This window comes from Jiangella muralis (assembly GCF_001270745.1).
Lineage (GTDB): Bacteria > Actinomycetota > Actinomycetes > Jiangellales > Jiangellaceae > Jiangella > Jiangella muralis.
In genome coordinates, this window is record NZ_LFXL01000026.1 from 66,630 (window position 1) to 91,236 (window position 24,607).

Genomic DNA, 24,607 nt, shown 5'->3' on the forward strand with positions numbered 1-24,607 from the left:
GAAACCCTCCGGACGCTTGACGCGAGCTCGTTCGCGGCCGCATTATTCATCACATGATGAATTCCGCTGTACTGATCCGCGGGCTGCGGGTCGTCCGCGGCCCGATCACCGCTCTCGACGACTTCGACCTGGACGTCCGCCCCGGCAGCGTGACCGGCCTGCTCGGCCCGTCCGGGTCCGGGAAGTCGACGCTGATGCGCGCGATCGTGGGGGTGCAGCAGGTGGCCGGCGGGACGGTCGAGGTCCTCGGCCACCCGGCCGGTGCCAAGGTGCTGCGCGACCGCGTCGCCTACGTCACCCAGGCGCCCAGCGTCTACGCCGACCTCACGGTCCGGCAGAACCTGCGCTACTACGCCCGCGTCCTCGGCGCCCCGGCGAGCGACGTCGACCGCGCGATCGAGCAGGTCGACCTCGGCACGCACGCCGACCACCTGGTCGGGCGGCTGTCCGGCGGGCAGGAGTCGCGCGTCTCGCTGGCGACGGCGCTGCTCGGCTCGCCGGAGCTGCTGGTCCTGGACGAGCCGACGGTCGGCCTCGACCCGGTGCTGCGGGTGCAGCTGTGGGAGTTGTTCAACCGGCTCGCCGCCGATGGCGCCACGCTGCTGGTGTCCAGCCACGTGATGGACGAGGCCGAGCGGTGCGAGCGGCTGGTGCTGCTGCGCGACGGCCGGTTGCTGGCCGACGACACGCTGCCCGGCCTGCTGGCCCGCACCGGCGCGGCCGACGCCGAGGACGCGTTCCTCGAACTGGTCGAGAAGGCGGAGCAGGAGGTGGCGTCATGACCCCGCGGATCACCTTGGCCACCGCCGCCCGGGTCCTGACCCAGCTGCGGCACGACCCGCGCACGATCGCGCTGATGCTGGTGGTCCCCAGCCTGCTGCTGTCGCTGCTCTGGTGGATCTACGACGGCGGCGCCACGTTCGACCGCATCGGCCCGGCGCTGCTGGCGATCTTCCCGTTCCTGGTGATGTTCCTGGTGACGTCGATCGCGACGCTGCGCGAGCGGACGTCGGGGACGTTGGAGCGGCTGCTGTCGATGCCGACCGGAAAGTTCGACTTCCTCGCCGGCTACGCGCTGGCGTTCGGGCTGGTCGCGCTGGTGCAGGCGTTGATCACGGCGTCGGTGGCGATCGGCCTGCTCGACCTCGACACCGCCGGGCCGGCCTGGCTGCTCATCGCCGTCGCGGTGTTCGACGCGCTGCTGGGGGTGGCGCTCGGACTGTTCGTCAGCGCGTTCGCGTCGACGGAGTTCCAGGTGGTCCAGTTCATGCCGGCGCTGATCCTGCCGCAGTTCCTGCTCTGCGGGCTGCTGGTGCCGCGCGACGAACTGCCGGACGTGCTGGGCGCGATCTCCGACGTGCTGCCGCTGTCGTACGCCGTCGACGCGATGAGCGAGGTGCAGACCAGCGCCGACCCGCAGGTGTGGGGCCAGATCGGCGTCGTGCTCGGGTTCTCGGTGGTGCTGCTGGCGCTCGGCGCGGCCACGTTGCGTCGCCGCACCCCCTGACGTCGGTTGCCGTACGCTGGCGGGGTCCGGCTACCCGTGTGACGAGAGGGCACCGCCTTGGCAGTGACGATGGTGCGTTCGGCGTTGCTGGGCGCGTCGCGCAGCGAGCGGCTGCGGCACACCGCCGAGCGCATCCCGCTGACCCGCAAGGTCGTCGCCCGGTACGTCGCCGGCACCGAGCAGAGCGACGCCGTGCGGGTGGCCGGTGAGCTGGCCGGCGAGGGGCTCGCCGTCACCATCGACCACCTGGGCGAGCCCACCCACGACCGCGCCCACGCCACCCGAATCGCGCAGACCTACGTCGCGCTGCTCGAGGCGCTGGGCAAGGCCGAGCTCACCCCGGACGTCGAGGTGTCGGTGACGCTGTCGGCGGTCGGGCAGACGCTGCCGGCCGACGGCGCCGCCATCGCGCTGGAGAACGCGCAGCAGATCTGCCAGGCCGCGGCCGACGCCGGCACCACGGTGACGCTGGACATGGAGGACCACACCACCACCGACGCCACGCTGGGCATCCTGCGCGACCTCCGCGCCGACTTCCCCAGCGTCGGCGCGGTGCTGCAGGCCCAGCTCAAGCGCACCGAGTCCGACTGCCGCGACCTCGCCTACGAGGGCTCCCGGGTGCGGCTGTGCAAGGGCGCCTACGACGAGCCCGAGACCGTCGCCTTCCGCGACCGCGGCGAGGTCGACCGCTCGTACGTGCGCTGCATGAAGGTGCTGTTCGCCGGCGCCGGCTACCCGATGATCGCCACCCACGACGCCCGGCTGGTCGAGATCGCCGGGTCGCTCGCCGCCCGGCACCGCCGCGAACAGGGCAGTTACGAGTACCAGATGCTCTACGGCCTGCGCTCGCGCGAGCAGGTCCGGCTGGTCCGGGCCGGCGAGCGGGTCCGCGTCTACGTCCCTTACGGCCCGGAGTGGTACGCCTACCTGGTCCGCCGGCTGGCCGACCGGCCGGCCAACCTCGCTTTCCTGCTGCGATCGGTGGCGAGTTCGAAATGACGGTGGCGCTGCTCGGAGCAGGCGTGATGGGTGAGGCGCTGCTGGCCGGCATCCTGCAGGGACGGCCCGCGTCCGACCTCCTGGTCGGCGAGAAGCGGCCGGAGCGCGCGGCCGAGCTGACCGAGCGGTACGGCGTCGAGGTGGTCGGTAACGCCGAGGCCGTGCGCCGCGCCGGCACCGTCCTGCTCGTTGTGAAGCCGCACGACGTCGGTCCGCTGCTGGACGAGGTCGCCGCCGAGGCCCGGCCCGGGCAGCTGTTCGTGTCGCTGGCGGCCGGCATCACGACGGCGTTCGTCGAGGCGCGGCTGCCCGACGGCGTCGCCGTCGTGCGGGTCATGCCGAACACCCCGGCGCTGGTCGGCGAGGGCATGGCCGCCATCTCGCCGGGCACGCACAGCGGCGACGAGCAGTTGCGCGAGGCCGAGGAGCTGCTGCGCTCCACCGGCCGCGTCACGCGGGTGCCCGAGTCGCAGCAGGACGCCGTCACCGCCGTCTCCGGCTCCGGCCCGGCGTACGTGTTCTACTTGGCCGAGTCGATGATCGAGGCCGGCGTCCACCTGGGCCTGACCCGCGCCACCGCCACGGAGCTGGTCGTGCAGACGCTGGCCGGCTCGGCCGCGCTGCTGCGCGATTCCGGCGAGCACCCGACGGTGCTGCGCGAGCGGGTTACCTCGCCCGGCGGCACCACGGCGGCGGCGCTGCGGAAGCTGGAGGACGGCAAGGTCCGCGCCGACTTCCTCGCCGCGCTCGAGGCCGCCCGCGACCGCTCCCGCGCGCTGTCGTCCGGCGAGCCGGCCTGATCATGCACACCGTGCACGTCGCCTGGTCCGACGCCCTGACCGGCTACGACTTCGGCCACGGGCATCCGCTGAACCCGGTCCGCGTCGACCTCACCATCCGGCTGGCCCGCGAGCTGGGCGTGCTCGACGGCGACGGCGTGCACGTCGAGGAGCCCGGCCCGGCCGACGACGCCACGCTGCGCACGGTGCACACCGCCGACTACCTCGACGCCGTCAAGGCGGCCAGCGCCGACCCCGGCACCGTCGACCTCGTGCACGGCCTCGGCACCACCGACGACCCGTGCTTCGCCGGCATGCACGAGGCCAGCGCGCTGGTGGCCGGCGGGACGATCGCGGCGGCCCGGGCGGTCTGGGAGGGGCGTGCGCTGCACGGCGTCAACGTCGCGGGCGGGCTGCACCACGCGATGCCGGCCAGCGCCTCCGGGTTCTGCGTCTACAACGACCCCGCGCTGGGCATCAAGGCGTTGCTCGACGCCGGCGCCGAGCGGGTCGCCTACGTCGACGTCGACGTCCACCACGGCGACGGCGTGCAGACCGTCTTCTACGACGACCCGCGGGTGCTGACGATCAGCCTGCACGAATCGCCGCGCACGCTGTTCCCGGGTACCGGCTACCCGAGCGAGACCGGCGGGCCCGGCGCCGAGGGCAGCGCCGTCAACGTCGCCCTGCCCCCGGGCACCGCCGACGCCGGCTGGCTGCGCGCCTTCCACGCCGTCGTGCCGCCGCTGCTGCGCGCCTGGCAGCCGCAGGTGCTGGTCACCCAGCACGGCTGCGACAGTCACCTCGACGACCCGCTGGCGCACCTGGCGCTGACGCTGGACGGCCAGCGCGAGTCCTACCGCGTCCTGCACGACCTCGCGCACGAGCTCTGCGACGGCCGCTGGGTCGCCACCGGCGGCGGCGGTTACGCCCTCATCGACGTCGTGCCGCGCGCCTGGACGCATCTCCTGGCCATCGCCGCGGAGAAGCCCATCCAGCCCACGACGCTCACCCCGTCGGGCTGGCGGTCGCACGTCCAGGCCCGCTACCACCACACGCCGCCGCAGCGCATGACCGACGGCGCGACACCCACTCATGCCGACTGGTCCTCCGGCTACGACCCGGCCAGCCCCCTCGACCGCGCCGTCCACGCGACCCGGCTGGCCGTCTTCCCGGCGCACGCCCTCGACCCCACCTACTGACGCCGGGAAGCGGGCCGAGAACCCCCGGGCCAAGGCGGGAGCGGTCAGCAAGAGCGACCAGAGCGGCGCCGCAGCCAAGCGTGAAGAGAGCCGGTGGGGAGGGGACGCCGGCAGGGGTAGGCGCGGGCGTCCGAGCGAGGAACGAGCGAGGCGGGCGGGGCCGGCGTCCCCTCCCCACCGGCGCCCCGCGCCAGGAAGCAAGAGCCGCAAAAGGTCACGACTGAGGACCAATCCCGCCCCAAACCCGGATCACTTCTCGATCCCCCTTTCCCATCCGTCACATCCGCCACTACCATCAAGCAACGAGCCGAAGACGCGCGTCCAACCCATGGGCGCCGCCGGCCCGTCGCGGAGGAGCGATGACGACCAACGGGCCCGAAGCACCACTCGGAGAGGTGCGATTCCTCACCGTCGCCGAGGTGGCGACGGCGATGAGGGTGTCGAAGATGACGGTGTATCGCCTCGTCCACGCGGGCACGCTGCCGGCGGTTCAGGTGGGCCGGTCGTTCCGCATCCCGGAGAGCGCGGTGCACGAGTACCTGCGCGATTCCTATGTCAGGGGCATGGAAGCCGGCTGACGCCGCATCCGATTGGACGACGCCCCCGGTCAGCCGGGTAGGCTTGGCCGGTCGCGCGACTGTCGCGCGGCTGTCGACCTGCGAGTGAGGTTGCCCTGTGGGCTCTGTGATCAAAAAGCGCCGCAAGCGGATGGCGAAGAAGAAGCACCGCAAGCTCCTGCGCCGGACGCGCGTGCAGCGTCGCCGTATGGGCAAGTAAGTCACTCCGACGGCCGTGCGGGGGGTGGTGTCTCGCGCGGCCGTGCTCCAGGAGAGCGGGACACGAGTGTCCAGAGTCGTCATGGTGGTGGGGGTCGCCCGGTATCTGGGTGCCCGGCTGGCCGAACGCCTCGCGGCTGAGGCGGGGGTCGACCGCGTCGTCGGCGTCGATCTGGTCGAGCCGACGCTGAGCATCGGCGGGGCCGAGTTCGTGCGCGCCGACATTCGCACGTCCGACATCGGCCGGGCGATCGACCGGGTCGCGCCCGACACCGTCGTGCACATGAACATCCTCGCGACGCGCGCCGACGCTGGTGGGCGCACGCCGCAGAAGGAGATCAACGTCATCGGCACCATGCAGCTGCTGGCGGCGTGCCAGCGCTCGCGGTCGGTGCGCAAGGTGGTCGTGAAGTCGTCGACGACGGTGTACGGCTCGGGCCCGCAGTCGCCGGCGCTGTTCGCCGAGGACATGGTGGCGGGGGCGCACTCGCGTCGCGGGTACGAGAAGGATGCCGGCGAGGTCGAGGCGTACGTGCGCGGGTTCTCGCGGCGCCGGCCCGATGTCGGCGTGACGATCCTGCGGTTCGCCAACGTGCTCGGCCCGCAGATCCGCACCGGCCTGTCCGAGTACTTCGTGCTGCCGGTGGTGCCGGTGGTGCTGGGCCGCGATCCGCGGTTCCAGCTGGTGCACGAGCTCGACTGCGTCGAGGCGCTGCGGGTGGCGACGGTGGAGCATCGGCCGGGCATCTTCAACGTGGCCGGCGACGGCTTCCTGGCGCTGAGCCAGGCGCTGCGGCGGGCCGGCCGGCCGGGGCTGCCGCTGCCGACGCTGGGCTCGCCGCTGGTCGGTGGGGTCCTCAAACGCAGCGGCGTCGTCGACATGGACTCCGCGCTGGTGCGGTTCCTCACCTTCGGCCGCGGCGTCGACACCACCCGCATGCGCACCCAGTTGAAGTTCGACCCCGTCTACAGCACGGTCGCGACGTTCGACGCGTTCGCCGACGCCCGCACCCGGGGCGGCGTGCTGGACCGCGACCGCGTCAGGGCCGTCGAGCACGCCGTCCGCGGCGTCCTGACCGGGGAGGACGCCCGTGGCCGATAGCCCGCTGCCGGGTCTGCTGGACCGCGTCGCGACGGCGGCCGGCCGCGCGCTGCGCGACCGCCTGGGCGTCGACGGCGAGCGGCTGGACCACCTGGTCGCGTTCGCCGGGCGCCGGCTGACCGGCGAGTTCGAGGTCGACCCGTTCGGGTTCGACCCCGAGCTGACCGAGGCCGTGCTGCTGCCGCTGCTGCGCCCGTTGTACAAGCACTGGTTCCGGGTCGAGGTGCGCGGCATCGAGAACATCCCGGAGTCCGGCGCGGCGCTGGTCGCGGCCAACCACTCGGGCACGCTGCCGGTCGACTCGCTGATGACGCAGCTGGCCGTGCACGACACCCACCCGCAGGCCCGGCACCTGCGCGCGCTCGGCGCCACGCTGGTGTTCCAGCTGCCGGTGGTGGCCGACCTCGCCCGCAAGAGCGGCACCACGCTGGCCTGCACCGAGGACGTCGAGGCGCTCTTGGGCGGCGGTGAGCTGGTCGGCGTCTGGCCCGAGGGCTTCAAGGGCGTCGGCAAGCCGTTCTCGCAGCGGTACAAGCTGCAGCGGTTCGGCCGCGGCGGGTTCGTGTCCGCGGCGCTGCGCACCAAGGCGCCGATCATCCCGTGCTCGATCGTCGGCGCCGAGGAGATCTACCCGATGATCGGCAACGCCGAGTCGCTGGCCCGGCTGCTCGGGCTGCCGTACTTCCCGCTGACGCCGACGTTCCCGTGGCTCGGCGCGCTCGGGCTGGTGCCGCTGCCGTCGAAGTGGATCATCGAGTTCGGCGAGCCGATCCGCACCGACGACTACCCGCCCGGCGCCGCCGACGACCCCATGGTGGTGTTCGAGCTGACCGACCAGGTGCGCGACACCATCCAGGCTACGCTCACCGAGCTGCTGGAGCTGCGCGGCCCCGCCTTCGGCTGACCACTCCGAAGTTGATCTTGGAGTAACGGCGGAATCAATCCGGCGAATCGGACGGCGATGCCACGGTTTTTCCAAGATCAACTTCGGGGACGGGACGGGACGGGGCGGGGGACGGGGCTAGCGGCGTCGTCGGGCCGCGACGATGCCGACGGCGGCGCCCGCGACGGCGCCCGTGCCGGCCGCGATGCCCAGCGTCGTGTTGCGCCGCCGGGCGCGGTAGTCGCGAATCCGCCAGCCGCGCTTGCGGGCGTGCCGGCGCAGCTTGCGGTCCGGGTTCACCGCGCACGGGAAGCCGACCAGCGACAGCATCGGAATGTCGTTCGCGGAGTCGCTGTAGGCGGAGCAGCGGTGCAGGTCCAGGCCCTCGTGCGCGGCCAGTGACCGGACGGCGGCCGCCTTGTCCGCCCCGTGCAGCAGGTCGCCGACGAGCCGGCCGGTGTACGTGCCGCCGACGTGCTCGGCGACGGTGCCCAGCGCGCCGGTGAGGCCGAGCCGCCGGGCGATGATCGTCGCCACCTCGACCGGCGCCGCCGTCACCAGCCACACCCGCTGGCCCTGGTCGATGTGCAGCTGCGCGATCGCCTGCGTGCCGGGCCAGATCTTGTCGGCCATCAGCTCCTCGAAGATCTCCTCGCCGACGCGGGACAGCTCCTCGACCGACCGGCCGGCGATGAACGACAGCGCCGCCGCCCGCGCCTCGACGATGTGGTCCGGGTCCTCGGCGCCGAGCGCGAACTGCAGCTGCTGGCGTCCGAACCGGAGGATGTCACTGGTGTGCAGCAGTCCGCGCTGGTACATGCCGCGAGCCAGGTAGAAGAGGGAAGCGCCGCGCAGGACGGTGTTGTCGAGGTCGAAGAAGGCGGCGGCGCGCGCGTCGGACGGCAGCTCGATGCCGGCGATCGCCTCGGCGGCGCTGGCGGCGAGGTCGGCCCGCGCCCGTTCCGACGCGGCCCCGGTCCGTTCCCTGCGCAAGCGCATGGTCGCCAAGCGTAACGGCGGGCACTGGTTGCGTACGGTTGACTCCGTGACGGACTCGATTCAGGACCCCGACGCGCGGGTGCTGCTGCTCGGCCGGCCGGGCTGCCACCTGTGCGACGACGCCCGCGCCGTGGTCGCGGCGGTCTGCGCCGAGATGGGGGTGCGGTGGGCCGAACGCAGCATCGACGACGACCCGGAGCTGCGGCGGCGCTACGGCGAGCAGATCCCCGTCACGTTCGTCGACGGTGCTCAGCACGACTTCTGGCGGGTCGACGCCGACCGGCTCCGCCGCGCTCTCACCGGCGGGTTATAGAACATCCAGCCCAGAACAGCAACTTTGTGCACACGTTCACAAGCGTCTAGGCTGGGCCGCATCGTAAGTCCTGCCGGTTCGGGTTCGTCACCCGGCCCCCGGATGTCGCCTTCCGTGCCGGCCGACCGGGGAGTGTCGTGACCCGAAACAGCCGTCCGTCGTCCACACCGACACCAGGCGCGGCGTCGCAGCGCGGTGTGCCGGAGGCGACGGTCGCGCGGTTGCCGCTCTACCTGCGGGCGCTCACCACGCTGGCCGAGCGGGGCGTGGCGACGGTGTCGTCGGAGGAGCTGGCCGCGTCGGCCGGCGTCAACTCCGCCAAGCTGCGCAAGGACCTCTCCTACCTGGGCTCCTATGGCACCCGCGGCGTCGGCTACGAGGTCGACTTCCTGCGCCACCAGATCACCCGCGAGATCGGCCTGACCCAGGACTGGGCCGTCGTCATCGTCGGCATCGGCAACCTCGGCCACGCCCTGGCCAACTACGGCGGGTTCGCGTCCCGCGGCTTCCGCATCGCCGCGCTGGTCGACGCCGACCCCACCCGGCTGGGCGAGGAGGTGGCCGGCCTCAACGTCCGGCACGCCGACGAACTGGAGCAGATCGTCGACGACCTCGGCATCGCCATCGGCGTCGTCGCCACCCCGGCCCGGGCCGCGCAGCTGGTCTGCGACCGCCTGGTCGCGGCCGGCGTCACCAGCATCCTGAACTTCGCGCCGGCCATCGTGCAGGTGCCCGAGGGCGTCGACCTCCGCAAGGTCGACCTCTCCACCGAGTTGCAGATCCTCGCCTACCACGAACAGCGCAAGAACGGCGCCGCGCTGGCCCTGACCGCCGAGCAGGCGGCCGAGCTGGCCGAGGCGGTGAACGGATGAGCGTGCTGGCCATCGGCGTTTCGCACCGTAGCGCGCCGGTCGAGGTGCTGGAGTCCGTCGCGCTGGACCGCCCGGCGGTCGGGAAGCTGCTCGACGAGGTGCCGTCGTCGCACCAGATCGCCGAGGCGGTCGTCGTCGCCACCTGCAACCGGCTCGAGCTGTACCTCGACACCGCCACGTTCCACGGCGGCGTCGAAGAGGCCAGCGCGCTGCTGTCGCAGCACACCGGCGCGCCGATCGAGCTGCTCACCCCGTATCTCTACGTGCACTACGGCGACCGCGCGGTGTCGCACCTGTTCCACGTGGTCAGCGGCCTCGACTCCATGGTGGTCGGCGAGACGCAGATCCTCGGCCAGGTGCGCGACGCGTTCCGGCTCGCGCAGACCTCCGGCGCGACCGGCCGGGTGCTGACGGAGCTGTTCCAGACGGCGCTGCGGGTCGGCAAGCGGGCGCACGCCGAGACCGGCATCGACGCCGCCGGCCGCTCGCTGGTGACGCTCGGGCTGGCCCGGGTGCTGCCGGCCGTCGCCGCCGAGGGCTGGTCGTCCGGCCGGGTCGGCGGCGCGTCCTGGCGCGAGCTGCTGCCCGGCACGTCCGCGCTGGTCGTCGGCGCCGGGTCGATGGCGGCGCTGGCCGCGGCCACGCTGCAGCGCGAAGGCGTCGACGTCGTCGTCGCGAACCGCACGCAGGAGAACGGCGTCCGCGTGGCCGAGGCGGTCGGCGGCCGGGCTGTCCCGATGACGGCGCTGCCGCAGGTGCTGCGCGAGGTCGACCTCGTCATCTCGTGCACCGGCGCGGCCGGCGTCGTGCTGCCCTTCGACGCCGTCGAGGCGGCGGTCGCGGGCCGCGGCGGGCGCCCGCTGGGCATCGTCGACCTCGCCCTGCCGCGCGACGTCGACGCCGGCGTGGCCGAACTGCCCGGCGTCGTGCTGGCCGACCTCGCCCGGCTCAGTGAGGCCGCCGATGACGACGTCGCCGACGCCCGCACCATGGCCGGCGACGTCTCCGCCGTCCGCTCGATCGTCACCGACGAGGTGGCCGCGTTCGCCACCGCCCAGCGCGCCGCCCAGGTGGCGCCCACCGTCGTCGCGCTGCGCAGCATGGCCGACGACGTCGTCGACGCCGAACTCACCCGCATGGCCGGCCGGCTGCCCGGCCTCGACGAGCGCACCCGCGCCGAGGTCGCCCGCACCGTCCGCCGGGTGGTCGAGAAGCTGCTGCACCAGCCGACGGTGCGGGTCAAGGAGCTGGCCGCGCAGCCCGACGGCGCGTCCTACGAGGCCGCGCTGCGCGAGCTGTTCGCGCTCGACCGCCGGTCCATCGACGCCGTCGCCAAACCCGACGGGACGGTGTCCACATGACGACCACACCGCTGCGGCTGGGCACCCGCCGCAGCGCTCTCGCGATGGCGCAGGCCCGGTACGTCGCCGGCCGCCTGCACGCGCTCGGGCACGACGTCGAGCTGGTCGAGATCACCACCAAGGGCGACGTGTCGACGGAGCCGCTGGACCGCATCGGCGGCACCGGCGTGTTCGTCGCCGCGCTGCGCGAGGCGTTGCTCGACGGCCGCGTCGACCTCGCCGTCCACTCGCTCAAGGACCTCCCGACGGCGCCGGCCGACGGCCTCGTGCTGGCCGCGGTCCCGGAGCGGGAGGACCCGCGCGATGCCCTGTGCGCCCGCGACGGCCTCAAGCTGTCAGACCTCCCCGTCGGCGCGCGCGTCGGCACCGGGTCGCCGCGGCGCGAGGCGCAGCTGCGCGCGCTCGGGCTGGGCATCGAGATCGTCGGCCTGCGCGGCAACGTCGACACCCGCCTGGGCAAGGTCACCGACGGCACGCTCGACGCCGTCGTGCTGGCCCGGGCCGGGCTGTCCCGGCTGGGCCGGCTCGACTCCGTCACCGAGGTGCTCGACCCGATGCAGGTGCTGCCGGCACCGGGTCAGGGCGCGCTCGGCGTCGAGTGCCGCACCGCCGACACCGCCCTGGTCGAGGTGCTGGGCGCGCTCGACGACCCCGCCGCCAGGGCGGCGGTCACCGCAGAACGGACCCTCCTCGCCGTGCTCGAGGCCGGTTGTACGGCGCCCGTGGGCGCCTACGCCGAGGCGGCAGAGGGAGATAGTGGCCTCGAGCTGTACATCCGGGCCGTCGTGGCAGCACGCGACGGCTCAGTGAGTATCCGCAAGTCAGCCACCGGATCCCTCGGGGGGGCGGAGCAGATCGGGCGCGACCTCGCGCACGAGCTTCTCGCCGACGGGGCCGGGGCAGTCGTCGACGCCGCTGGTGCGGCGTCGAAGGAGGAATAGAGTCGTGACCACTCCGCGAGGCGCGCACAAGCGCGCCGCAGAAGGTGGCGTCGCGTTCGTCGGCGCCGGTCCCGGCGATCCGGGGCTGCTCACCCTACGGGCGGTCGAGGTGCTCGGTGGGGCCGACGTCGTCGTCATCGACGAGCCGGCGCACCGCTCGATGCTCGCGTACGCACCCGGCATCGTCGAGATCATCGACGTCAGCGTCGACGACGAAGGCGTCACCCTGACGGCGGCCGCGCGCGGCCGCCGTGTCGTCCAGGCCGCCAAGGGAGGCCGGCGCGTCGTGCGCCTGCTCGGCGGCGACCCGTTCACCCATGCCACCGGTGCCGACGAAGCGCTCGCCTGCGCCAAGGCCGGCATCCCGTTCGAGGTGGTCGCCGGCGTCGCCACGGCCACGTCCGTCGCGGCCCACGCCGGCATCCCGCTGGTCACCGGCCGTCGTCGTAGCGTCGAGATCTTCGACGTCGGCGGCAAGATCGACCTGCGGTCCTGTACGGCCGACACCGTCCTGCTGACCGGCGTCACCGAGCAGCTCGGCCAGCTCGCCGACGCGCTCGTCGACGCCGGCCGGGTGCCGTCCACGCCGGTCGCCGTCGTGACGTCCGGCAGCACCGTCGAGCAGCAGACCGTCGTGTCGACGCTCGGCGGCATCGTGGCCGACGCCCGGGCGGCCAAGGTCGAGGGGCCGTACGTCGTCATCGTCGGCGACACCATCGAGCACCGGGACACCCTGTCGTGGTTCGAGACGAAGGCGCTGTTCGGCTGGCGCGTCCTGGTGCCGCGCACCAAGGAGCAGGCCGGGGTGCTGTCGAAGGCGCTGCGCCGCTCCGGCGCGGTCCCCGAAGAGGTCCCGACGATCTCCGTCGAGCCGCCGCGCAACCCGCAGCAGATCGACAAGGCCGTCCGCGGCATGGTCGAGGGCCGCTATGAGTGGATCGCGTTCACCTCGGTCAACGCGCTGCGGGCCGTCAAGGAGAAGCTGACGGCGTACGGTCTCGACGCTCGCGCGCTGTCCGGCCTCAAGGTGGCCGCGGTGGGCGAGAAGACCGGCGAGGCGCTGCGGTCGTGGGGCATCGAGCCCGATCTCGTCCCGTCCGGCGAGCAGTCCGCGGTCGGCCTGCTGAACGACTGGCCGCCGTACGACGAGGTGCTCGACCCGATCAACCGGGTGTTCCTGCCGCGCGCCGACATCGCCACGGAGACGCTGGCGGCCGGCCTCACGGAGATGGGCTGGGAGGTCGACGACGTCACCGCGTACCGCACGGTGCGCGCGGCGCCGCCGCCGGCCGAGACCCGCGACGCCATCAAGACCGGCAAGTTCGACGCGGTCGCGTTCACGTCGTCCTCGACGGTGCGCAACCTCGTCGGCATCGCCGGCAAGCCGCACGCGTCCACCGTCGTGGCCTGCATCGGGCCGGCGACGGCGAAGACCGCCGAGGAGCACGGCCTGCGGGTCGACGTCCTGGCGCCGGAGCCGTCCATCGAGGCGCTGGCCGACGCGCTGGCACAGTTCGGCCTGACCCGCCGGCTGGCCATGGTCGAGGCCGGCGAGCCGGTGCTCAAGCCGTCGCAGCGGCGCCGGGCCTCCGCCCGGCGCAAGAACGCCCAGTAGGAGAGGACGCAGGCATGGGCTACCCGGAGATCCGGCCGCGCCGGCTGCGCACCACGCCGGCCATGCGCCGGCTGGTCGCCGAGACGTCGCTGGAGCCGCGGCACCTGGTGCTGCCGATGTTCGTCCGCGAGGGCGCGACCGAGCCGCGGCCGATCCTGTCCATGCCCGGCGTCGTGCAGCACACCATGGAGTCGCTGCGCAAGGCGTCGCTGGAGGCGGCCGAGGCCGGGGTCGGCGGGCTGATGCTGTTCGCGATCCCGCAGCGGAAAGACGCCGCCGGTTCCGGCGGCGTCGACCCGAAGGGCCCGCTCAACGCCGCCATCCGCGAGGTCGTCGCCGAGGTCGGTGACGCGACCGTCGTCATGGCCGACCTCTGCCTCGACGAGTTCACCGACCACGGCCACTGCGGCGTGCTGGCGCCCGACGGCTCGGTCGACAACGACGCGACGCTCGAGGTGTACGGCCGCATGGCCGTCGCCCAGGCCGACGCCGGCGTCCACGTCGTCGGGCCGAGCGGCATGATGGACGGCCAGGTCGGCGCCGCTCGTGCGGCGCTGGACGCGGCCGGGCACACCGACGTCGCGATCCTGGCCTACGCCGCGAAGTACGCGTCGGCGTTCTTCGGCCCGTTCCGCGAGGCCGTCGAGTCGTCGCTGACCGGCGACCGCATGACCTACCAGCAGGACCCTGCCAACGGGCTGGAGGCGCTGCGCGAGACCGCCCTCGACGTCGAGGAGGGCGCCGACATGGTCATGGTCAAGCCGGCCATGTCCTACCTCGACGTGCTCGCCCGGGTCCGCGACCTCGTCGACGTCCCCGTCGCGGCCTACCAGATCTCCGGTGAGTACGCGATGATCCAGGCCGCCGCCGAACGCGGCTGGATCGACCGCGACCGCGCTGTCCTTGAGACCCTGACGTCCATCCGCCGGGCCGGCGCCGACGTCGTCCTCTCCTACTGGGCGGTCGAGGCCGCCCACTGGCTGCGCGCCGCTCGCTGAGGTTTCACCCTGCCGGTTTCGCCCGGGCCGGCTTCCTGCTGGCGGCCATCGGCTCGGCCGTCGGCCTGGGCTGCCGACGATCAGGTGATGTATCGCTCAGATTCGCCGCGGCTTTGTCACCTGATCGTTTTGTGTCCGCATCGTGAAGATGATCAGGTGACACAACGCGCGAGACCCGGGGAGAGACACGCCTTAGCTGGAATCAGACGCTTACTTGACTGACTCCAGAAAAGCGTCGAGGATCGGATCATGCCCGCCGACGAGCAGCTCCGTGAGGACGCCGCCGCGAGGCTGCGCGCGGCCGGGCTGCGGGTCACCGCGCCGCGCGTGGGCGTGCTCGTCGCCCTCGAGCGTGAGTCGCACGCCGACGCCGACACCGTCGCGCGGCGCGTCCGGAGCTCGCTCGGCGCCGTCTCCACGCAGGCCGTGTACGACGTCCTGCACGCGCTGACGGAGGCGGGGCTGCTGCGCCGCATCGAGCTGGCCGGGTCGGCGGCGCGCTACGAGACCCGGGTCGGTGACAACCACCACCACGTGATCTGCCGGGGCTGCGGCGTCATCGCCGACGTCGACTGCTCCGGCGTGGCGCCATGCCTGGCGCCCGAGCACACGCACGGCTTCGTCCTCGACGAGGCCGAGGTGACCTTCTGGGGGCTCTGCCCCGCATGTCAATCAGCGAACAAGGAGAATGCATGAGTTCTACTCCGCACTCGACCACCAACTCCGGCGCCCCGGTGGCCAGCGACGCGCACTCGCTGACGGTCGGGCCGGACGGGCCGATCGTGCTGCACGACCACTACCTGGTCGAGAAGCTGGCCCAGTTCAACCGCGAGCGGGTCCCCGAGCGCGTGGTGCACGCCAAGGGTGGCGGCGCGTTCGGCGTCCTCGAGGTCACCGAGGACGTGAGCCAGTTCACCAAGGCGGCGCTGTTCCAGCCGGGCGCCCGCACCGAGGCGCTGGCCCGGTTCTCGTCCGTCGCCGGCGAGCAGGGCAGCCCCGACACCTGGCGCGACCCCCGCGGCTTCGCGCTGAAGTTCTACTCGCCCGAGGGCAACTACGACCTCGTCGGCAACAACACCCCGGTGTTCTTCCTGCGCGACACCATCAAGTTCCCCGACTTCATCCGCTCGCAGAAGCGGCTGCCGGGCTCCAACCTGCGCGACCACGACATGCAGTGGGACTTCTGGACGCTGTCGCCGGAGAGCGCGCACCAGGTGACGTGGCTGATGGGCGACCGCGGGCTGCCGCGCACGTGGCGCAACATGGACGGCTTCGGCTCGCACACGTACCAGTGGATCAACGCCGGCGGCGAGCGGTTCTGGGTGAAGTACCACTTCCGCACCGACCAGGGCCACGAGTTCCTGAGCCAGGCCGACGCCGACCGCATCGCCGGTGAGGACGCCGACCACCACATCCGCGACCTCTACGAGGCGATCGGCCGCGGCGACGCGCCGTCGTGGACGGTGCACGTGCAGGTCATGCCGTACGCCGACGCCGCGAGCTACCGGTTCAACCCGTTCGACCTCACCAAGGTGTGGCCGAAGGCCGACTACCCGCTGATCAAGGTCGGCACGCTGCGGCTCGACCGCAACCCGGAGAACTACTTCGCGCAGATCGAGCAGGCCGCGTTCGAGCCGAGCAACTTCGTGCCCGGCATCGCCGCGAGCCCCGACAAGATGCTGCTCGGCCGCATCTTCTCCTACGCCGACGCGCACCGGTACCGCATCGGCACCAACTACGCGCAGCTGCCGGTGAACGCGCCGAAGAACGAGGTCAACTCGTACGCGAAGGACGGCGCCATGCGGTTCTCGTACGCGTCGCCGGAGCGCCCGGTGTACGCCCCGAACAGCCACGGCGGCCCGGCGGCCGAGCCGTCGCTGGTCGGCGACGCCGGCTGGGAGTCCGACGGCGAGCTGGTGCGCGCCGCGGCCACGCTGCACGCCGAGGACGACGACTTCGGCCAGGCCGGCACGCTGGTCCGCGAGGTGCTGGACGATGCCGCCCGCGACCGCCTCGTGGCGAACATCGCCGGGCACGTCGGCAACGTCACCACCGACGAGCTGCGGCAGCGCGTCTACGCCTACTGGCGCGGCGTCGACGAGACGCTCGGCAAGCGGGTCGAAGCGGCCGTAGGCCGCTGACCCATCCCCGCCGAACCCCCTGCGGCCACGAGAAACGTCGCCGCAGGGGGTTCCGCACGAGACGGCTCAGGCGTAGCGTCCACCCCCAGAAACGGGGTTCCGCAGGACCCTCCAGGACACCACGAACTGGGGAGCCGAGATGAGGCGGAACGCAGCATGCGCCGTAGCCACCGCGGCGGCGATCGTACTGGTCACCGCGCCGTTGGCGGGGGCGGGCAAGCCGACTGACAGCACCGATCTCCGGGACGCCGTGACGGCGGCCGGGATCATGGAGCACCTGGAAGCCCTCCAGGACATCGCCGACGCGAACGGCGGCACCCGGGCGTCCGGCACACCCGGCTACGACGCGTCGGTGGAGTACGTGCAGGACCAGCTGGAGGCGGCCGGGTACCAGACGACGGTCCAGCCGTTCCTGTTCGACACGTTCGAGGAGCTGGCCGCGCCGACGTTCGAGCGCGTGGCGCCGGACCCGGTCACCTACGCCGAGGGCGACGACTTCCTCACCATGGAGTACTCCGGCAGCGGCGACGTCACCGGCACGCTGGTGCCGACCACCGACGTCCTGATCCCGCCGCCGGCGCAGCCCGGGTCGAGCAGTGGCTGCGAGCCCGCCGACTTCGTCCCGGCGTCGGCCACCGAGCCGCAGGTCGCGCTGGTCCAGCGCGGCACCTGCGACTTCACCGTCAAGGCGGTCAACGCGCAGGCCGCCGGCTACGACGCCGTCGTGATCTTCAACGAGGGCCAGGAGGGCCGGACCGAGGCGCTGGCCGGGACGCTCGGCGCCGACACGGAGGCGACGATCCCGGTGCTCGGCGCGAGCTTCGCCGTGGGCGCGGACCTCTACGCCCGCACCCAGGCGGGGCCGGTGACGGTGCACGTCGAGACCTCGACGCTGATCACGCATGACGTGCCGACGGCGAACCTGCTGGCCACCACCGGAGAGGGGCGCGGTGACCGGCAGGTCGTCGTCGGTGCTCACCTCGATTCCGTCTCCGCCGGCGAGGGCATCAACGACAACGGGTCCGGGTCCGCGCAGAACCTCGAGATCGCGCTGCAGCTGGCCGAGCTGGACGTCACGCCGCGCAACCAGATCGTGTTCGCGTGGTGGGGCGCCGAGGAGTCCGGGCTGATCGGCTCGCAGTTCTACGTCGACTCGCTGACGCCGCGCCAGCTCAAGAACACCGCGGTGAACCTGAACTTCGACATGGTCGGGTCGCCGAACTACGTGCGGTTCGTCTACGACGGCGACGCGTCCGACACCGCCTCGCTCGGCTCGACCGGGTCGGGCGTCGTCGAGGACGTCTTCACCGACTACTTCGCCGGTCAGGGCCTCGAGTCCGAGCCGACCGCGTTCGACGGGCGGTCCGACTACGACGCGTTCATCAGCGCCGGCATCCCGGCCGGCGGCCTGTTCACCGGCGCGGAGGGCGTGAAGACGGCCGAGGAGGCGGCGATCTACGGCGGCACGGCGGGCGTCGCGTACGACCCCTGCTACCACCAGGAGTGCGACGACATCGGCAACCTGTCGGAGCAGGCGCTGGACGAGATGTCCGACGCCTCGGCGCACGCCACGCTGACCTTCGCCATGACGACGTCGGCCATCGAGGGGACCGGCAAGGGCACGGCCACCGGCCAGTCGGAGTCATTGTTCCGCGGGTCGCACTTGCGGCGCTGAGACGGCTCCAGGAGCGGGCGGCCCGGACGTCGTGGGGGCGGCGTTCGGGCTGCTCGGGCCACTTGCGAGAATGACGCGGTGACCAACGACGACGTGCCGCGCAGTGCGGAGCTCTTCGACCGTGCGCGGGCCGTCACGCCCGGCGGGGTGAACTCGCCGGTGCGGGCGTTCCGCGCCGTCGGCGGGACACCCCGGTTCATGCAGCGCGCCACCGGACCCTACCTCTACGACGCCGACGGCCGTGAGTACGTCGACCTCGTCGGCTCGTGGGGGCCGATGATCCTCGGCCACGCTCACCCGGCGGTCGTCGAGGCGGTCCGCGCGCAGGTCGCGCTCGGCACGTCCTACGGCACGCCCACCCAGCCCGAGGTCGAGCTGGCCGAGGAGATCGTCGCCCGCACCAGCGTCGGGCAGGTCCGGCTGGTCTCCAGCGGCACCGAGGCCACCATGAGCGCCATCCGGCTGGCCCGGGGCGCCACCGGCCGCAGCAAGATCGTGAAGTTCGCCGGCCACTACCACGGGCACGTCGACGCGCTGCTGGCCGCGGCCGGCAGCGGTGTCGCGACGTTCGCGCTGCCCGACACCCCCGGCGTCACGGGCGCCAGCGCCGGCGACACCATCGTCCTCCCGTACAACGACACCGGCGCGGTCAAGGCCGCGTTCGCCGAGCACGGCGCGCAGATCGCCTGCGTCATCGCCGAGGCCGCCGCCGGCAACATGGGCGCCGTCGCCCCGGCCGACGGCTTCAACGCGTTCCTCCGCGACACCGCACACGAGCACGGCGCGCTGCTCGTCCTCGACGAGGTCATGACCGGCTTCCGGGTGTCCCGGTCCGGCTGGCACGGCCTCGACGGCGTCACGCCCGACCTCACGACGTTCGGCAAGGTCATGGGCGGGGGCTTCCCGGCCGCCGCGTTCGGCGGGTCGGCCGAGGTCATGGGCCTGCTCGCGCCCGCTGGGCCGGTGTACCAAGCCGGCACGCTGTCCGGGAACCCGGTCGCCACGACGGCCGGCCTGGTCACGCTGCGGCTGGCCGACGCCCAGGTGTACGCGCACCTCGACGCGACGGCGCGGCGCATCGGCGCGCTGGCCGGCGAGGCGCTGACGGCGGCCGGCGTGGCGCACCGCGTCCAGTACGCCGGCAACCTGTTCAGCGTCTTCTTCACCCCCGACGACGGCCCGATCACCGACTTCGCCGCCGCCAAGCGCACCAGCACGGCCCGGTTCGGGGCGTTCTTCCACTCGATGCTCGAGTCCGGCGTGTACCTGCCGCCGTCGGCGTTCGAGGCGTGGTTCGTCAGCGCCGCGCACGACACCCGCGCCGTCGATCGCATCGCGGAAGCGCTGCCTGCGGCCGCCGCGGCCGCGGCGGGGGTGGACGCCGCATGAGCGAGCTGACCCGGGTGCACCTGCTGCGCCACGGCGAGGTGCACAACCCGTCGAAGGTGCTCTACGGCCGGCTGGCCGGCTACCACCTGTCCGACCTCGGGCGGGCGATGGCCGACCGGGTCGCCGCCGCCGTCGCCGACCGCGACGTCACACTGCTGGTCAGCTCGCCGCTGGAGCGGGCCCGCGAGACCGCCGCACCGCTCTCCGACGCGCTCGGCCTGGACGTCCGCATCGACGACCGCCTGCTCGAGGCGCTCAACGTCTTCGAGGGCCTGACCTTCGGCGTCGGCGACGGCTCGCTGCGCCGCGCGCGGCACTGGCGGCACCTGCGCAACCCGTTCACGCCGTCGTGGGGCGAGCCGTACCGCGACATCGCCGCCCGCATGCTGGCCGCCATGAGCGACGCCCGCCGCGACGCCGCCGGCCACGAGGTCGTCATGGTCTCGCATCAGCTGCCGATCTGGACGGTACGCAGCTTCATCGAGGGCCGCCGGCTCTGGCACGACCCACGCCGGCGCGAGTGCTCGCTGGCCAGCCTCACCACCGTCACGTACGAGGATGACACCATCGTCTCGGTCGCCTACAGCGAGCCGGCCGGCGACCTGCTGCCCAGGGCCGGCAAGCCGTTCACGGCGGGCGCCTGATGCGCCGCCCGCTCGTGCTCGCGGCGGTGGGGGTGCTCGCCCTCGCCGGATGTTCCGACGGCCAGGTCGAGCGCAGCGACAACGGCAACCAGGCCGGCTACATCGCCGGCGACGGCACCATCAGCATCTACGAGCCGGCCGATCGGGAGACCGCGCCGGAGTTCGGCGGCGACCTCCTCGACGGCGGCGACTTCCAACTGGCCGACCAGCTCGGCGACGTCGTCGTGCTGAATGTCTGGGGATCGTGGTGCCCGCCGTGCCGCAAGGAGGCGCCGGACCTCCAGGCCACCTACGAGACGCTGCAGCCCGAGGGCGTGCAGTTCGTCGGCGTCAACGTCCGCGAACCCAACGGCGAGGGGCCGGCTCTGCGGTTCGAAGAGGAGTTCGGCATCACCTACCCGAGCGTCTACGACCCCAAGGCCGACGCGCTGCTGGCGTTCCGCGACACCATCCCGCCGAAGGCCATCCCGAGCACGCTGGTCATCGACCGCGAGGGCCGCATCGCGGCGCGCATCCTCGGTCCCATCGGCGAGGCGTCGCTGACCGACATCGTGGGCGAGATCGCGGCCGAGCCGCCCGCGGCGGAGGGCACCGCTGAGACATCGTGAGCTCCTTCGGCGAGACCGCTTTCTCCGGTTCGCTGGCACTGGCCGTGCCGGTGGCGGCGCTGGCCGGACTCGTCTCGTTCCTGTCGCCGTGCGTGCTGCCGCTGGTGCCGGGCTATCTGGGCTACGTCACCGGGCTGTCCGGCGCGGAGCTGGCGTCCGGCCGGCGCGGCCGGCTGCTGGCCGGCGTGCTGCTGTTCATCCTGGGCTTCAGCGCGGTGTTCGTGTCGTACGGGCTGCTCTTCGGCGGCCTGGGATCGCTGCTGCTGGAGCAGGGCGAGATCATCATGCGGGTGCTCGGCGTCGTGACGATCGGGCTCGGCCTGCTGTTCGCCGGCTGGCTGCCGGGCCTGTCCCGCGACTGGCACGCCACGGGGGTGAGCCCGGCGGTCGGCCTGGCCGGCGCCCCGCTGCTGGGCGCGGTGTTCGGCATCGGCTGGACGCCGTGCATGGGGCCGACGCTGGCGGCCGTCCAGGCGCTGGCCTTCACCGAGGCCAGCGCCGGTCGTGGCGCGCTGCTGTCGTTCGCCTACTGCCTGGGGCTGGGCGTGCCGTTCCTGCTGGCCGCGCTGGCCTACCAGCGGGCGACGCGGTGGTTCCAGTGGGTGCGCCAGCACCAGCAGGCGTTCATGCGGGCCGGCGGGATCATGCTGATCGTGCTCGGCGTCCTGCTGGTCACTGGGCTGTGGAACGAGCTGATGGCGTCGATGCAGGGCTGGATCGGCGGCTTCGAGGTGGCGGTGTAGAGATGGGCACACGATGACGACGGGGATGGACACGCGTCCGCCGGTGGACAACCGGCCGCCGCCGCTGAACGGGCTGGAACTGGCCCGCTGGGCGTGGCGGCAGCTGACCTCCATGCGGGTGGCGCTGATCCTGCTGTTCCTGCTGGCCGTCGCCGCGATTCCGGGCTCGATCATCCCGCAGAGCGACGTCAACCCGCTCAACGTCCGCGACTTCCGCGCCCGCAACCCCACGTTGTCGGAGTGGTACGACCGCATCGGCCTGTTCGACGTCTACTCCGCACCCTGGTTCGCCGCCATCTACCTCGCGCTCATGGTGTCGCTGGTCGGCTGCATCCTGCCGCGCCTGTGGCAGCACTGGAAGGCGGCCCGGGCGCAGCCGCCGAAGGCGCCGAGGCGGCTCACCCGGATGCCGGCGTACCGCAAGGTCGAGGTCGACGCGACTCCCGACGAGGTGCTCGCGGTGGCCCGCGCCGAGCTGCGGTCGCGGCGGTTCCGGCTGCGCCGTCCCGCGGAGGGCGAAGCCGACTCCGTCGCGGCCGAGATCGGGCACCTGCGCGAGACCGGCAACCTGCTGTTCCACCTGTCCGTCGTGGTGGTGCTGCTGGCGGTCGCGCTGGGCGGGCTGTTCAGCTACCGGGCGACGGTGCTGGTGCCGGAGGGCGCGGGCTTCTCCAACCAGGTCATCCAGTTCGACAGCCTGTCCGCCGGCGCGCTGTTCGACACCGACGACCTGCCGCCGTTCTCCATGGACATCGACCAGTTCCGCATGGAGTTCGTCGAGGCCGGCAACCAGCTGGGCCAGCCGGCGGAGTACGAGGCGACGGTGACGGTGGTGCCCGAGCCGGGCGCCGCGCCCGAGACGCACACGATCCGCGTCAACGAGCCGCTGACCATCGACGGCACCTCGATCCACATCATCAATCCCGGCTACGCCCCCGCGTTCACCGTCCGGGCGGCCGACGGCGAGACGATCCTCGCCGAGGGCCCGGTGCCGTTCCTGCCCGAGGACACCAGCTTCACGTCCACCGGCGTCGTCAAGGTCGAGGTGCCGCCGGAGTACGGCGACGACATCGGCATCCAGGGCAGCTTCCTGCCCACGGCCTACCTCGACCAGAACGGCCCGCGCTCGGTCTTCCCCGGCGCGCGCAACCCCGAGGTGTACCTCACCGCCTGGCACGGCGACCTCGGCCTCGACGACGGCCAGTCGCAGTCGGTGTACCGGCTGGACACCACCGACATGGAGCAGTACGAGGCCGACGGCGAACCGTTCCGGTCCCGCATGGCCGTCGGCGACACCGCCCAGCTGCCCGACGGCCGCTACATCACCTTCGACGGCTACGTGACCTGGGTGAACCTGCAGGTCGGCCGCAACTCCGGGCGCGAGCTGGCGCTCGTCGGCGGTGTGCTCGCGGTGGTCGGGCTGATGGGCTCGCTGTACGTGCGGCGGCGCCGGGCCTGGGTGCGTGCGAGCGTCGGAGCGGAGGGGCGTACCGTGGTCGAGGTTGCGGGGCTGCACCGGGCCGAGGGCTCGGCGGGCGACCGCCTCGTCGACGAGATCGGCGCCATCACTGATGGGCTGTTGCTGCGCCTCGGCGGCGCGGAAGGAAAACTGGAGGATTGATGGACCTCGACACCGTCGCCGAGTGGAGCCGCTACGTCGTCGTCGTGGCCACGCTCGGGTACCTGGCCTCCTGGCTCGCCTACTGCGCCGAGGCCGGCATCCACAGCCGTCGTCGTCGCGCGCTGGCCACGGCGGCCGCCCCCGAGCGCGAGCTGCTCGGCGTCACGTCGTCGGTCGCCGCTGACGCGCCCGCGCAGGCGCCGTCCGGGCCGTCCGGTCCCGGCGACGCCGAACTGGTGCAGCGCGCCGATCGTCTGGGCCGCATCGGCCTCGGGCTGTTCGGCCTGGCCACGCTGGCGCTCGCCGTCGGCGTCGTCATGCGCGGCCTGGGCACCGAACGGGCGCCCTGGGCGAACATGTACGAGTTCTCCATCACCGGCGCGCTGGTCGCCTCGATCGTCTTCCTCGTCCTCGCCCGCACCGTCGTCGGCCGCGTCGTCGCCGTCTGGGCGGTCCTGCTGATCTTCATGACCGTCGGGCTCGCCGCCACGTTCCTCTACGTGTCGCCCGGCCCGGTGCAGCCGGCGCTGCAGTCGTACTGGCTGGTCGTCCACGTCGGCTGCGCGGTCATCGCGTTCGGCCTGTTCACCGTCGGCGCCGTCGTCAGCGGCCTGCAGATCGTGTCCGAGCGGGCCGCCGACCGCGGCCGCACCACCGGCTTCGGCGCGTCCCTGCCCGACTCCGCCGCGCTCGACCGGCTCGGCTACCGGCTCACCGCCATCGCGTTCCCGATCTGGACGTTCGGCCCGCTCATCCTCGGCGCCATCTGGGCCGAGGTGTCGTGGGGCCGGTTCTGGGGCTGGGACCCCAAGGAGGTCTGGGCGCTGATCACCTGGCTGGCGTACGCGGCCTACCTGCACGCGCGCGCGACGGCCGGCTGGAAGGGCTCGAAGGCCTCGGTGGTCGCGCTCGTCGGATACGCCACCGTGCTGTTCAGCTACTTCGGCGTGAACATCCTCTTCAACGGCCTGCACTCGTACGGCGGTCTCTGACCGGCGAGGCCGTGGGCTGGGCTGTGCTGTCGTGGGGTGGTGACAGGGGCGTCAACTGTTGGCGCTGGCGTCACCTCGTCCAGCAGACAGTCGGGGGCGCGCATCGAAGCGGGCGCGGCTGACCGCTAGCGGGAGGCAACTTCGGCGTGAACATCCTCTTCAACGGCCTGCACTCGTGCGGCGGTTTCTGACCGGCGAGGCCGTGGGCCGGGCTGTGCTGTTGTGGGGTGGTGACAGGGGCGCCAACTGTTGGCGCTGGCGTCACCTCGTCCAGCTGACAGTCGGGGGCGCGCATCGAAGCGGGCGTGGCCGACCGCTAGCGGGAGGCAACTTCGGCGTGAACATCCTCTTCAACGGCCTGCACTCGTGCGGCGGTCTCTGACCGGCGAGGCCGTGGGCCGGGCTGTGCTGTCGTGGGGTGGTGACTGGGGCGCCAACTGTTGGCGC

At 72.8% G+C, this 24,607-nt stretch carries 25 protein-coding genes; 24 read left to right on the forward strand and 1 reads right to left on the reverse strand.

What is annotated here, in order from left to right:
- Nucleotides 1-53 precede the first annotated feature (53 nt).
- The 9 genes from ACW62_RS21665 (at nt 54) to ACW62_RS21700 (ending at nt 7,269) form a co-directional block, all read left to right on the forward strand.
- Nucleotides 54-782, forward strand: a complete 729-nt coding sequence (locus tag ACW62_RS21665) for an ABC transporter ATP-binding protein (RefSeq protein ID WP_053206206.1) — start codon at nt 54-56, stop codon at nt 780-782.
- A complete protein-coding gene (locus ACW62_RS21670; protein ID WP_053206207.1) occupies nt 779-1,507 on the forward strand; it encodes an ABC transporter permease in 729 nt (242 codons plus the stop codon). The genes ACW62_RS21665 and ACW62_RS21670 overlap by 4 nt, the downstream gene beginning before the upstream one ends.
- 69 nt (nt 1,508-1,576) lie before the next feature.
- A complete protein-coding gene (locus ACW62_RS21675) occupies nt 1,577-2,506 on the forward strand; it encodes a proline dehydrogenase family protein (RefSeq protein WP_053206350.1) in 930 nt (309 codons plus the stop codon).
- The gene (gene proC / locus ACW62_RS21680; RefSeq protein ID WP_053206208.1) at nt 2,503-3,306 is read left to right on the forward strand and encodes a pyrroline-5-carboxylate reductase; all 804 of its coding nucleotides are present in this window, start codon (nt 2,503-2,505) and stop codon (nt 3,304-3,306) included. The genes ACW62_RS21675 and proC overlap by 4 nt, the downstream gene beginning before the upstream one ends.
- A 2-nt stretch (nt 3,307-3,308) precedes the next feature.
- The gene (locus ACW62_RS21685) at nt 3,309-4,487 is read left to right on the forward strand and encodes an acetoin utilization protein AcuC (protein WP_053206209.1); all 1,179 of its coding nucleotides are present in this window, start codon (nt 3,309-3,311) and stop codon (nt 4,485-4,487) included.
- A 359-nt stretch (nt 4,488-4,846) separates the two neighbouring features.
- On the forward strand, nt 4,847-5,065 hold the full coding sequence (locus ACW62_RS21690) for a helix-turn-helix domain-containing protein (RefSeq protein ID WP_053206210.1): 219 nt from the start codon (nt 4,847-4,849) through the stop codon (nt 5,063-5,065).
- A gap of 97 nt (nt 5,066-5,162) precedes the next feature.
- Nucleotides 5,163-5,264: a 30S ribosomal protein bS22 gene (locus tag ACW62_RS33340; protein WP_074946526.1), complete on the forward strand. Its 102-nt coding sequence runs from the start codon at nt 5,163-5,165 to the stop codon at nt 5,262-5,264.
- A 66-nt stretch (nt 5,265-5,330) separates the two neighbouring features.
- Entirely contained in the window at nt 5,331-6,365 is a 1,035-nt protein-coding gene (locus tag ACW62_RS21695; protein WP_205629515.1) for an NAD-dependent epimerase/dehydratase family protein, read from the forward strand.
- A 49-nt stretch (nt 6,366-6,414) separates the two neighbouring features.
- The gene (locus ACW62_RS21700) at nt 6,415-7,269 is read left to right on the forward strand and encodes a lysophospholipid acyltransferase family protein (protein WP_053206351.1); all 855 of its coding nucleotides are present in this window, start codon (nt 6,415-6,417) and stop codon (nt 7,267-7,269) included.
- 117 nt (nt 7,270-7,386) lie between these two features.
- Here ACW62_RS21700 and ACW62_RS21705 read toward each other — a convergent pair whose 3' ends face one another.
- Nucleotides 7,387-8,247 carry an HAD family hydrolase gene (locus ACW62_RS21705; protein WP_053206212.1) on the reverse strand — a complete coding sequence of 287 codons (861 nt, stop codon included), beginning with the start codon at nt 8,245-8,247 and terminating at the stop codon, nt 7,387-7,389.
- 46 nt (nt 8,248-8,293) lie between these two features.
- Here ACW62_RS21705 and ACW62_RS21710 point away from each other — a divergent pair, with 46 nt between their 5' ends.
- The 15 genes from ACW62_RS21710 to ccsB all read left to right on the forward strand — a co-directional run bounded on the left by ACW62_RS21710 (nt 8,294) and on the right by ccsB (nt 24,160).
- Entirely contained in the window at nt 8,294-8,560 is a 267-nt protein-coding gene (locus ACW62_RS21710; RefSeq protein WP_240477377.1) for a glutaredoxin family protein, read from the forward strand.
- Nucleotides 8,561-8,697: 137 nt separating this feature from the next.
- Nucleotides 8,698-9,432, forward strand: a complete 735-nt coding sequence (locus ACW62_RS21715; RefSeq protein ID WP_053206213.1) for a redox-sensing transcriptional repressor Rex — start codon at nt 8,698-8,700, stop codon at nt 9,430-9,432.
- The gene (locus tag ACW62_RS21720) at nt 9,429-10,793 is read left to right on the forward strand and encodes a glutamyl-tRNA reductase (protein ID WP_053206214.1); all 1,365 of its coding nucleotides are present in this window, start codon (nt 9,429-9,431) and stop codon (nt 10,791-10,793) included. Before ACW62_RS21715 ends, ACW62_RS21720 begins: the two co-directional genes overlap by 4 nt.
- Nucleotides 10,790-11,734, forward strand: a complete 945-nt coding sequence (hemC, locus tag ACW62_RS21725; RefSeq protein ID WP_053206215.1) for a hydroxymethylbilane synthase — start codon at nt 10,790-10,792, stop codon at nt 11,732-11,734. Before ACW62_RS21720 ends, hemC begins: the two co-directional genes overlap by 4 nt.
- Nucleotides 11,712-13,349 (forward strand): bifunctional uroporphyrinogen-III C-methyltransferase/uroporphyrinogen-III synthase, encoded by a 1,638-nt coding sequence (locus tag ACW62_RS21730; RefSeq protein ID WP_083460030.1) that lies wholly within the window; start codon nt 11,712-11,714, stop codon nt 13,347-13,349. Before hemC ends, ACW62_RS21730 begins: the two co-directional genes overlap by 23 nt.
- A 14-nt stretch (nt 13,350-13,363) precedes the next feature.
- Nucleotides 13,364-14,347 carry a porphobilinogen synthase gene (gene hemB, locus ACW62_RS21735; protein ID WP_053206217.1) on the forward strand — a complete coding sequence of 328 codons (984 nt, stop codon included), beginning with the start codon at nt 13,364-13,366 and terminating at the stop codon, nt 14,345-14,347.
- 249 nt (nt 14,348-14,596) lie between these two features.
- On the forward strand, nt 14,597-15,043 hold the full coding sequence (locus ACW62_RS21740; RefSeq protein WP_053206218.1) for a Fur family transcriptional regulator: 447 nt from the start codon (nt 14,597-14,599) through the stop codon (nt 15,041-15,043).
- Entirely contained in the window at nt 15,040-16,488 is a 1,449-nt protein-coding gene (locus ACW62_RS21745) for a catalase (RefSeq protein ID WP_053206219.1), read from the forward strand. The genes ACW62_RS21740 and ACW62_RS21745 overlap by 4 nt, the downstream gene beginning before the upstream one ends.
- 139 nt (nt 16,489-16,627) lie before the next feature.
- The gene (locus ACW62_RS21750; protein WP_053206220.1) at nt 16,628-18,163 is read left to right on the forward strand and encodes a M28 family peptidase; all 1,536 of its coding nucleotides are present in this window, start codon (nt 16,628-16,630) and stop codon (nt 18,161-18,163) included.
- 78 nt (nt 18,164-18,241) lie between these two features.
- The gene (gene hemL / locus ACW62_RS21755) at nt 18,242-19,552 is read left to right on the forward strand and encodes a glutamate-1-semialdehyde 2,1-aminomutase (protein WP_053206221.1); all 1,311 of its coding nucleotides are present in this window, start codon (nt 18,242-18,244) and stop codon (nt 19,550-19,552) included.
- Nucleotides 19,549-20,196 carry a histidine phosphatase family protein gene (locus tag ACW62_RS21760; RefSeq protein ID WP_053206222.1) on the forward strand — a complete coding sequence of 216 codons (648 nt, stop codon included), beginning with the start codon at nt 19,549-19,551 and terminating at the stop codon, nt 20,194-20,196. The genes hemL and ACW62_RS21760 overlap by 4 nt, the downstream gene beginning before the upstream one ends.
- Entirely contained in the window at nt 20,196-20,804 is a 609-nt protein-coding gene (locus ACW62_RS21765; RefSeq protein WP_053206223.1) for a TlpA family protein disulfide reductase, read from the forward strand. The genes ACW62_RS21760 and ACW62_RS21765 overlap by 1 nt, the downstream gene beginning before the upstream one ends.
- A complete protein-coding gene (locus ACW62_RS21770) occupies nt 20,798-21,547 on the forward strand; it encodes a cytochrome c biogenesis CcdA family protein (RefSeq protein WP_053206224.1) in 750 nt (249 codons plus the stop codon). The genes ACW62_RS21765 and ACW62_RS21770 overlap by 7 nt, the downstream gene beginning before the upstream one ends.
- Nucleotides 21,548-21,572: 25 nt before the next feature.
- Nucleotides 21,573-23,168 carry a cytochrome c biogenesis protein ResB gene (gene resB / locus ACW62_RS21775; RefSeq protein WP_053206225.1) on the forward strand — a complete coding sequence of 532 codons (1,596 nt, stop codon included), beginning with the start codon at nt 21,573-21,575 and terminating at the stop codon, nt 23,166-23,168.
- Entirely contained in the window at nt 23,168-24,160 is a 993-nt protein-coding gene (gene ccsB, locus ACW62_RS21780) for a c-type cytochrome biogenesis protein CcsB (protein ID WP_053206226.1), read from the forward strand. The genes resB and ccsB overlap by 1 nt, the downstream gene beginning before the upstream one ends.
- Nucleotides 24,161-24,607: the final 447 nt, after the last annotated feature.

What these genes read in the sequence shown, in the direction of transcription:
- ACW62_RS21740 (WP_053206218.1), top strand. Translation starts at nt 14,597, where the DNA reads ATGCCCGCCGACGAGCAGCTCCGTGAGGACGCCGCCGCGAGGCTGCGC.
- hemC (WP_053206215.1), top strand. Translation starts at nt 10,790, where the DNA reads ATGACGACCACACCGCTGCGGCTGGGCACCCGCCGCAGCGCTCTCGCG.
- ACW62_RS21690 (WP_053206210.1), top strand. Translation starts at nt 4,847, where the DNA reads ATGACGACCAACGGGCCCGAAGCACCACTCGGAGAGGTGCGATTCCTC.
- ACW62_RS21665 (WP_053206206.1), top strand. Translation starts at nt 54, where the DNA reads ATGATGAATTCCGCTGTACTGATCCGCGGGCTGCGGGTCGTCCGCGGC.
- hemB (WP_053206217.1), top strand. Translation starts at nt 13,364, where the DNA reads ATGGGCTACCCGGAGATCCGGCCGCGCCGGCTGCGCACCACGCCGGCC.
- ACW62_RS21675 (WP_053206350.1), top strand. Translation starts at nt 1,577, where the DNA reads ATGGTGCGTTCGGCGTTGCTGGGCGCGTCGCGCAGCGAGCGGCTGCGG.
- ACW62_RS21685 (WP_053206209.1), top strand. Translation starts at nt 3,309, where the DNA reads ATGCACACCGTGCACGTCGCCTGGTCCGACGCCCTGACCGGCTACGAC.
- ACW62_RS21705 (WP_053206212.1), bottom strand. Translation starts at nt 8,247, where the DNA reads ATGCGCTTGCGCAGGGAACGGACCGGGGCCGCGTCGGAACGGGCGCGG.
- ccsB (WP_053206226.1), top strand. Translation starts at nt 23,168, where the DNA reads ATGGACCTCGACACCGTCGCCGAGTGGAGCCGCTACGTCGTCGTCGTG.
- proC (WP_053206208.1), top strand. Translation starts at nt 2,503, where the DNA reads ATGACGGTGGCGCTGCTCGGAGCAGGCGTGATGGGTGAGGCGCTGCTG.
- ACW62_RS21745 (WP_053206219.1), top strand. Translation starts at nt 15,040, where the DNA reads ATGAGTTCTACTCCGCACTCGACCACCAACTCCGGCGCCCCGGTGGCC.
- ACW62_RS21720 (WP_053206214.1), top strand. Translation starts at nt 9,429, where the DNA reads ATGAGCGTGCTGGCCATCGGCGTTTCGCACCGTAGCGCGCCGGTCGAG.
- ACW62_RS21760 (WP_053206222.1), top strand. Translation starts at nt 19,549, where the DNA reads ATGAGCGAGCTGACCCGGGTGCACCTGCTGCGCCACGGCGAGGTGCAC.
- ACW62_RS21670 (WP_053206207.1), top strand. Translation starts at nt 779, where the DNA reads ATGACCCCGCGGATCACCTTGGCCACCGCCGCCCGGGTCCTGACCCAG.
- resB (WP_053206225.1), top strand. Translation starts at nt 21,573, where the DNA reads ATGGACACGCGTCCGCCGGTGGACAACCGGCCGCCGCCGCTGAACGGG.
- ACW62_RS21750 (WP_053206220.1), top strand. Translation starts at nt 16,628, where the DNA reads ATGAGGCGGAACGCAGCATGCGCCGTAGCCACCGCGGCGGCGATCGTA.
- ACW62_RS21765 (WP_053206223.1), top strand. Translation starts at nt 20,196, where the DNA reads ATGCGCCGCCCGCTCGTGCTCGCGGCGGTGGGGGTGCTCGCCCTCGCC.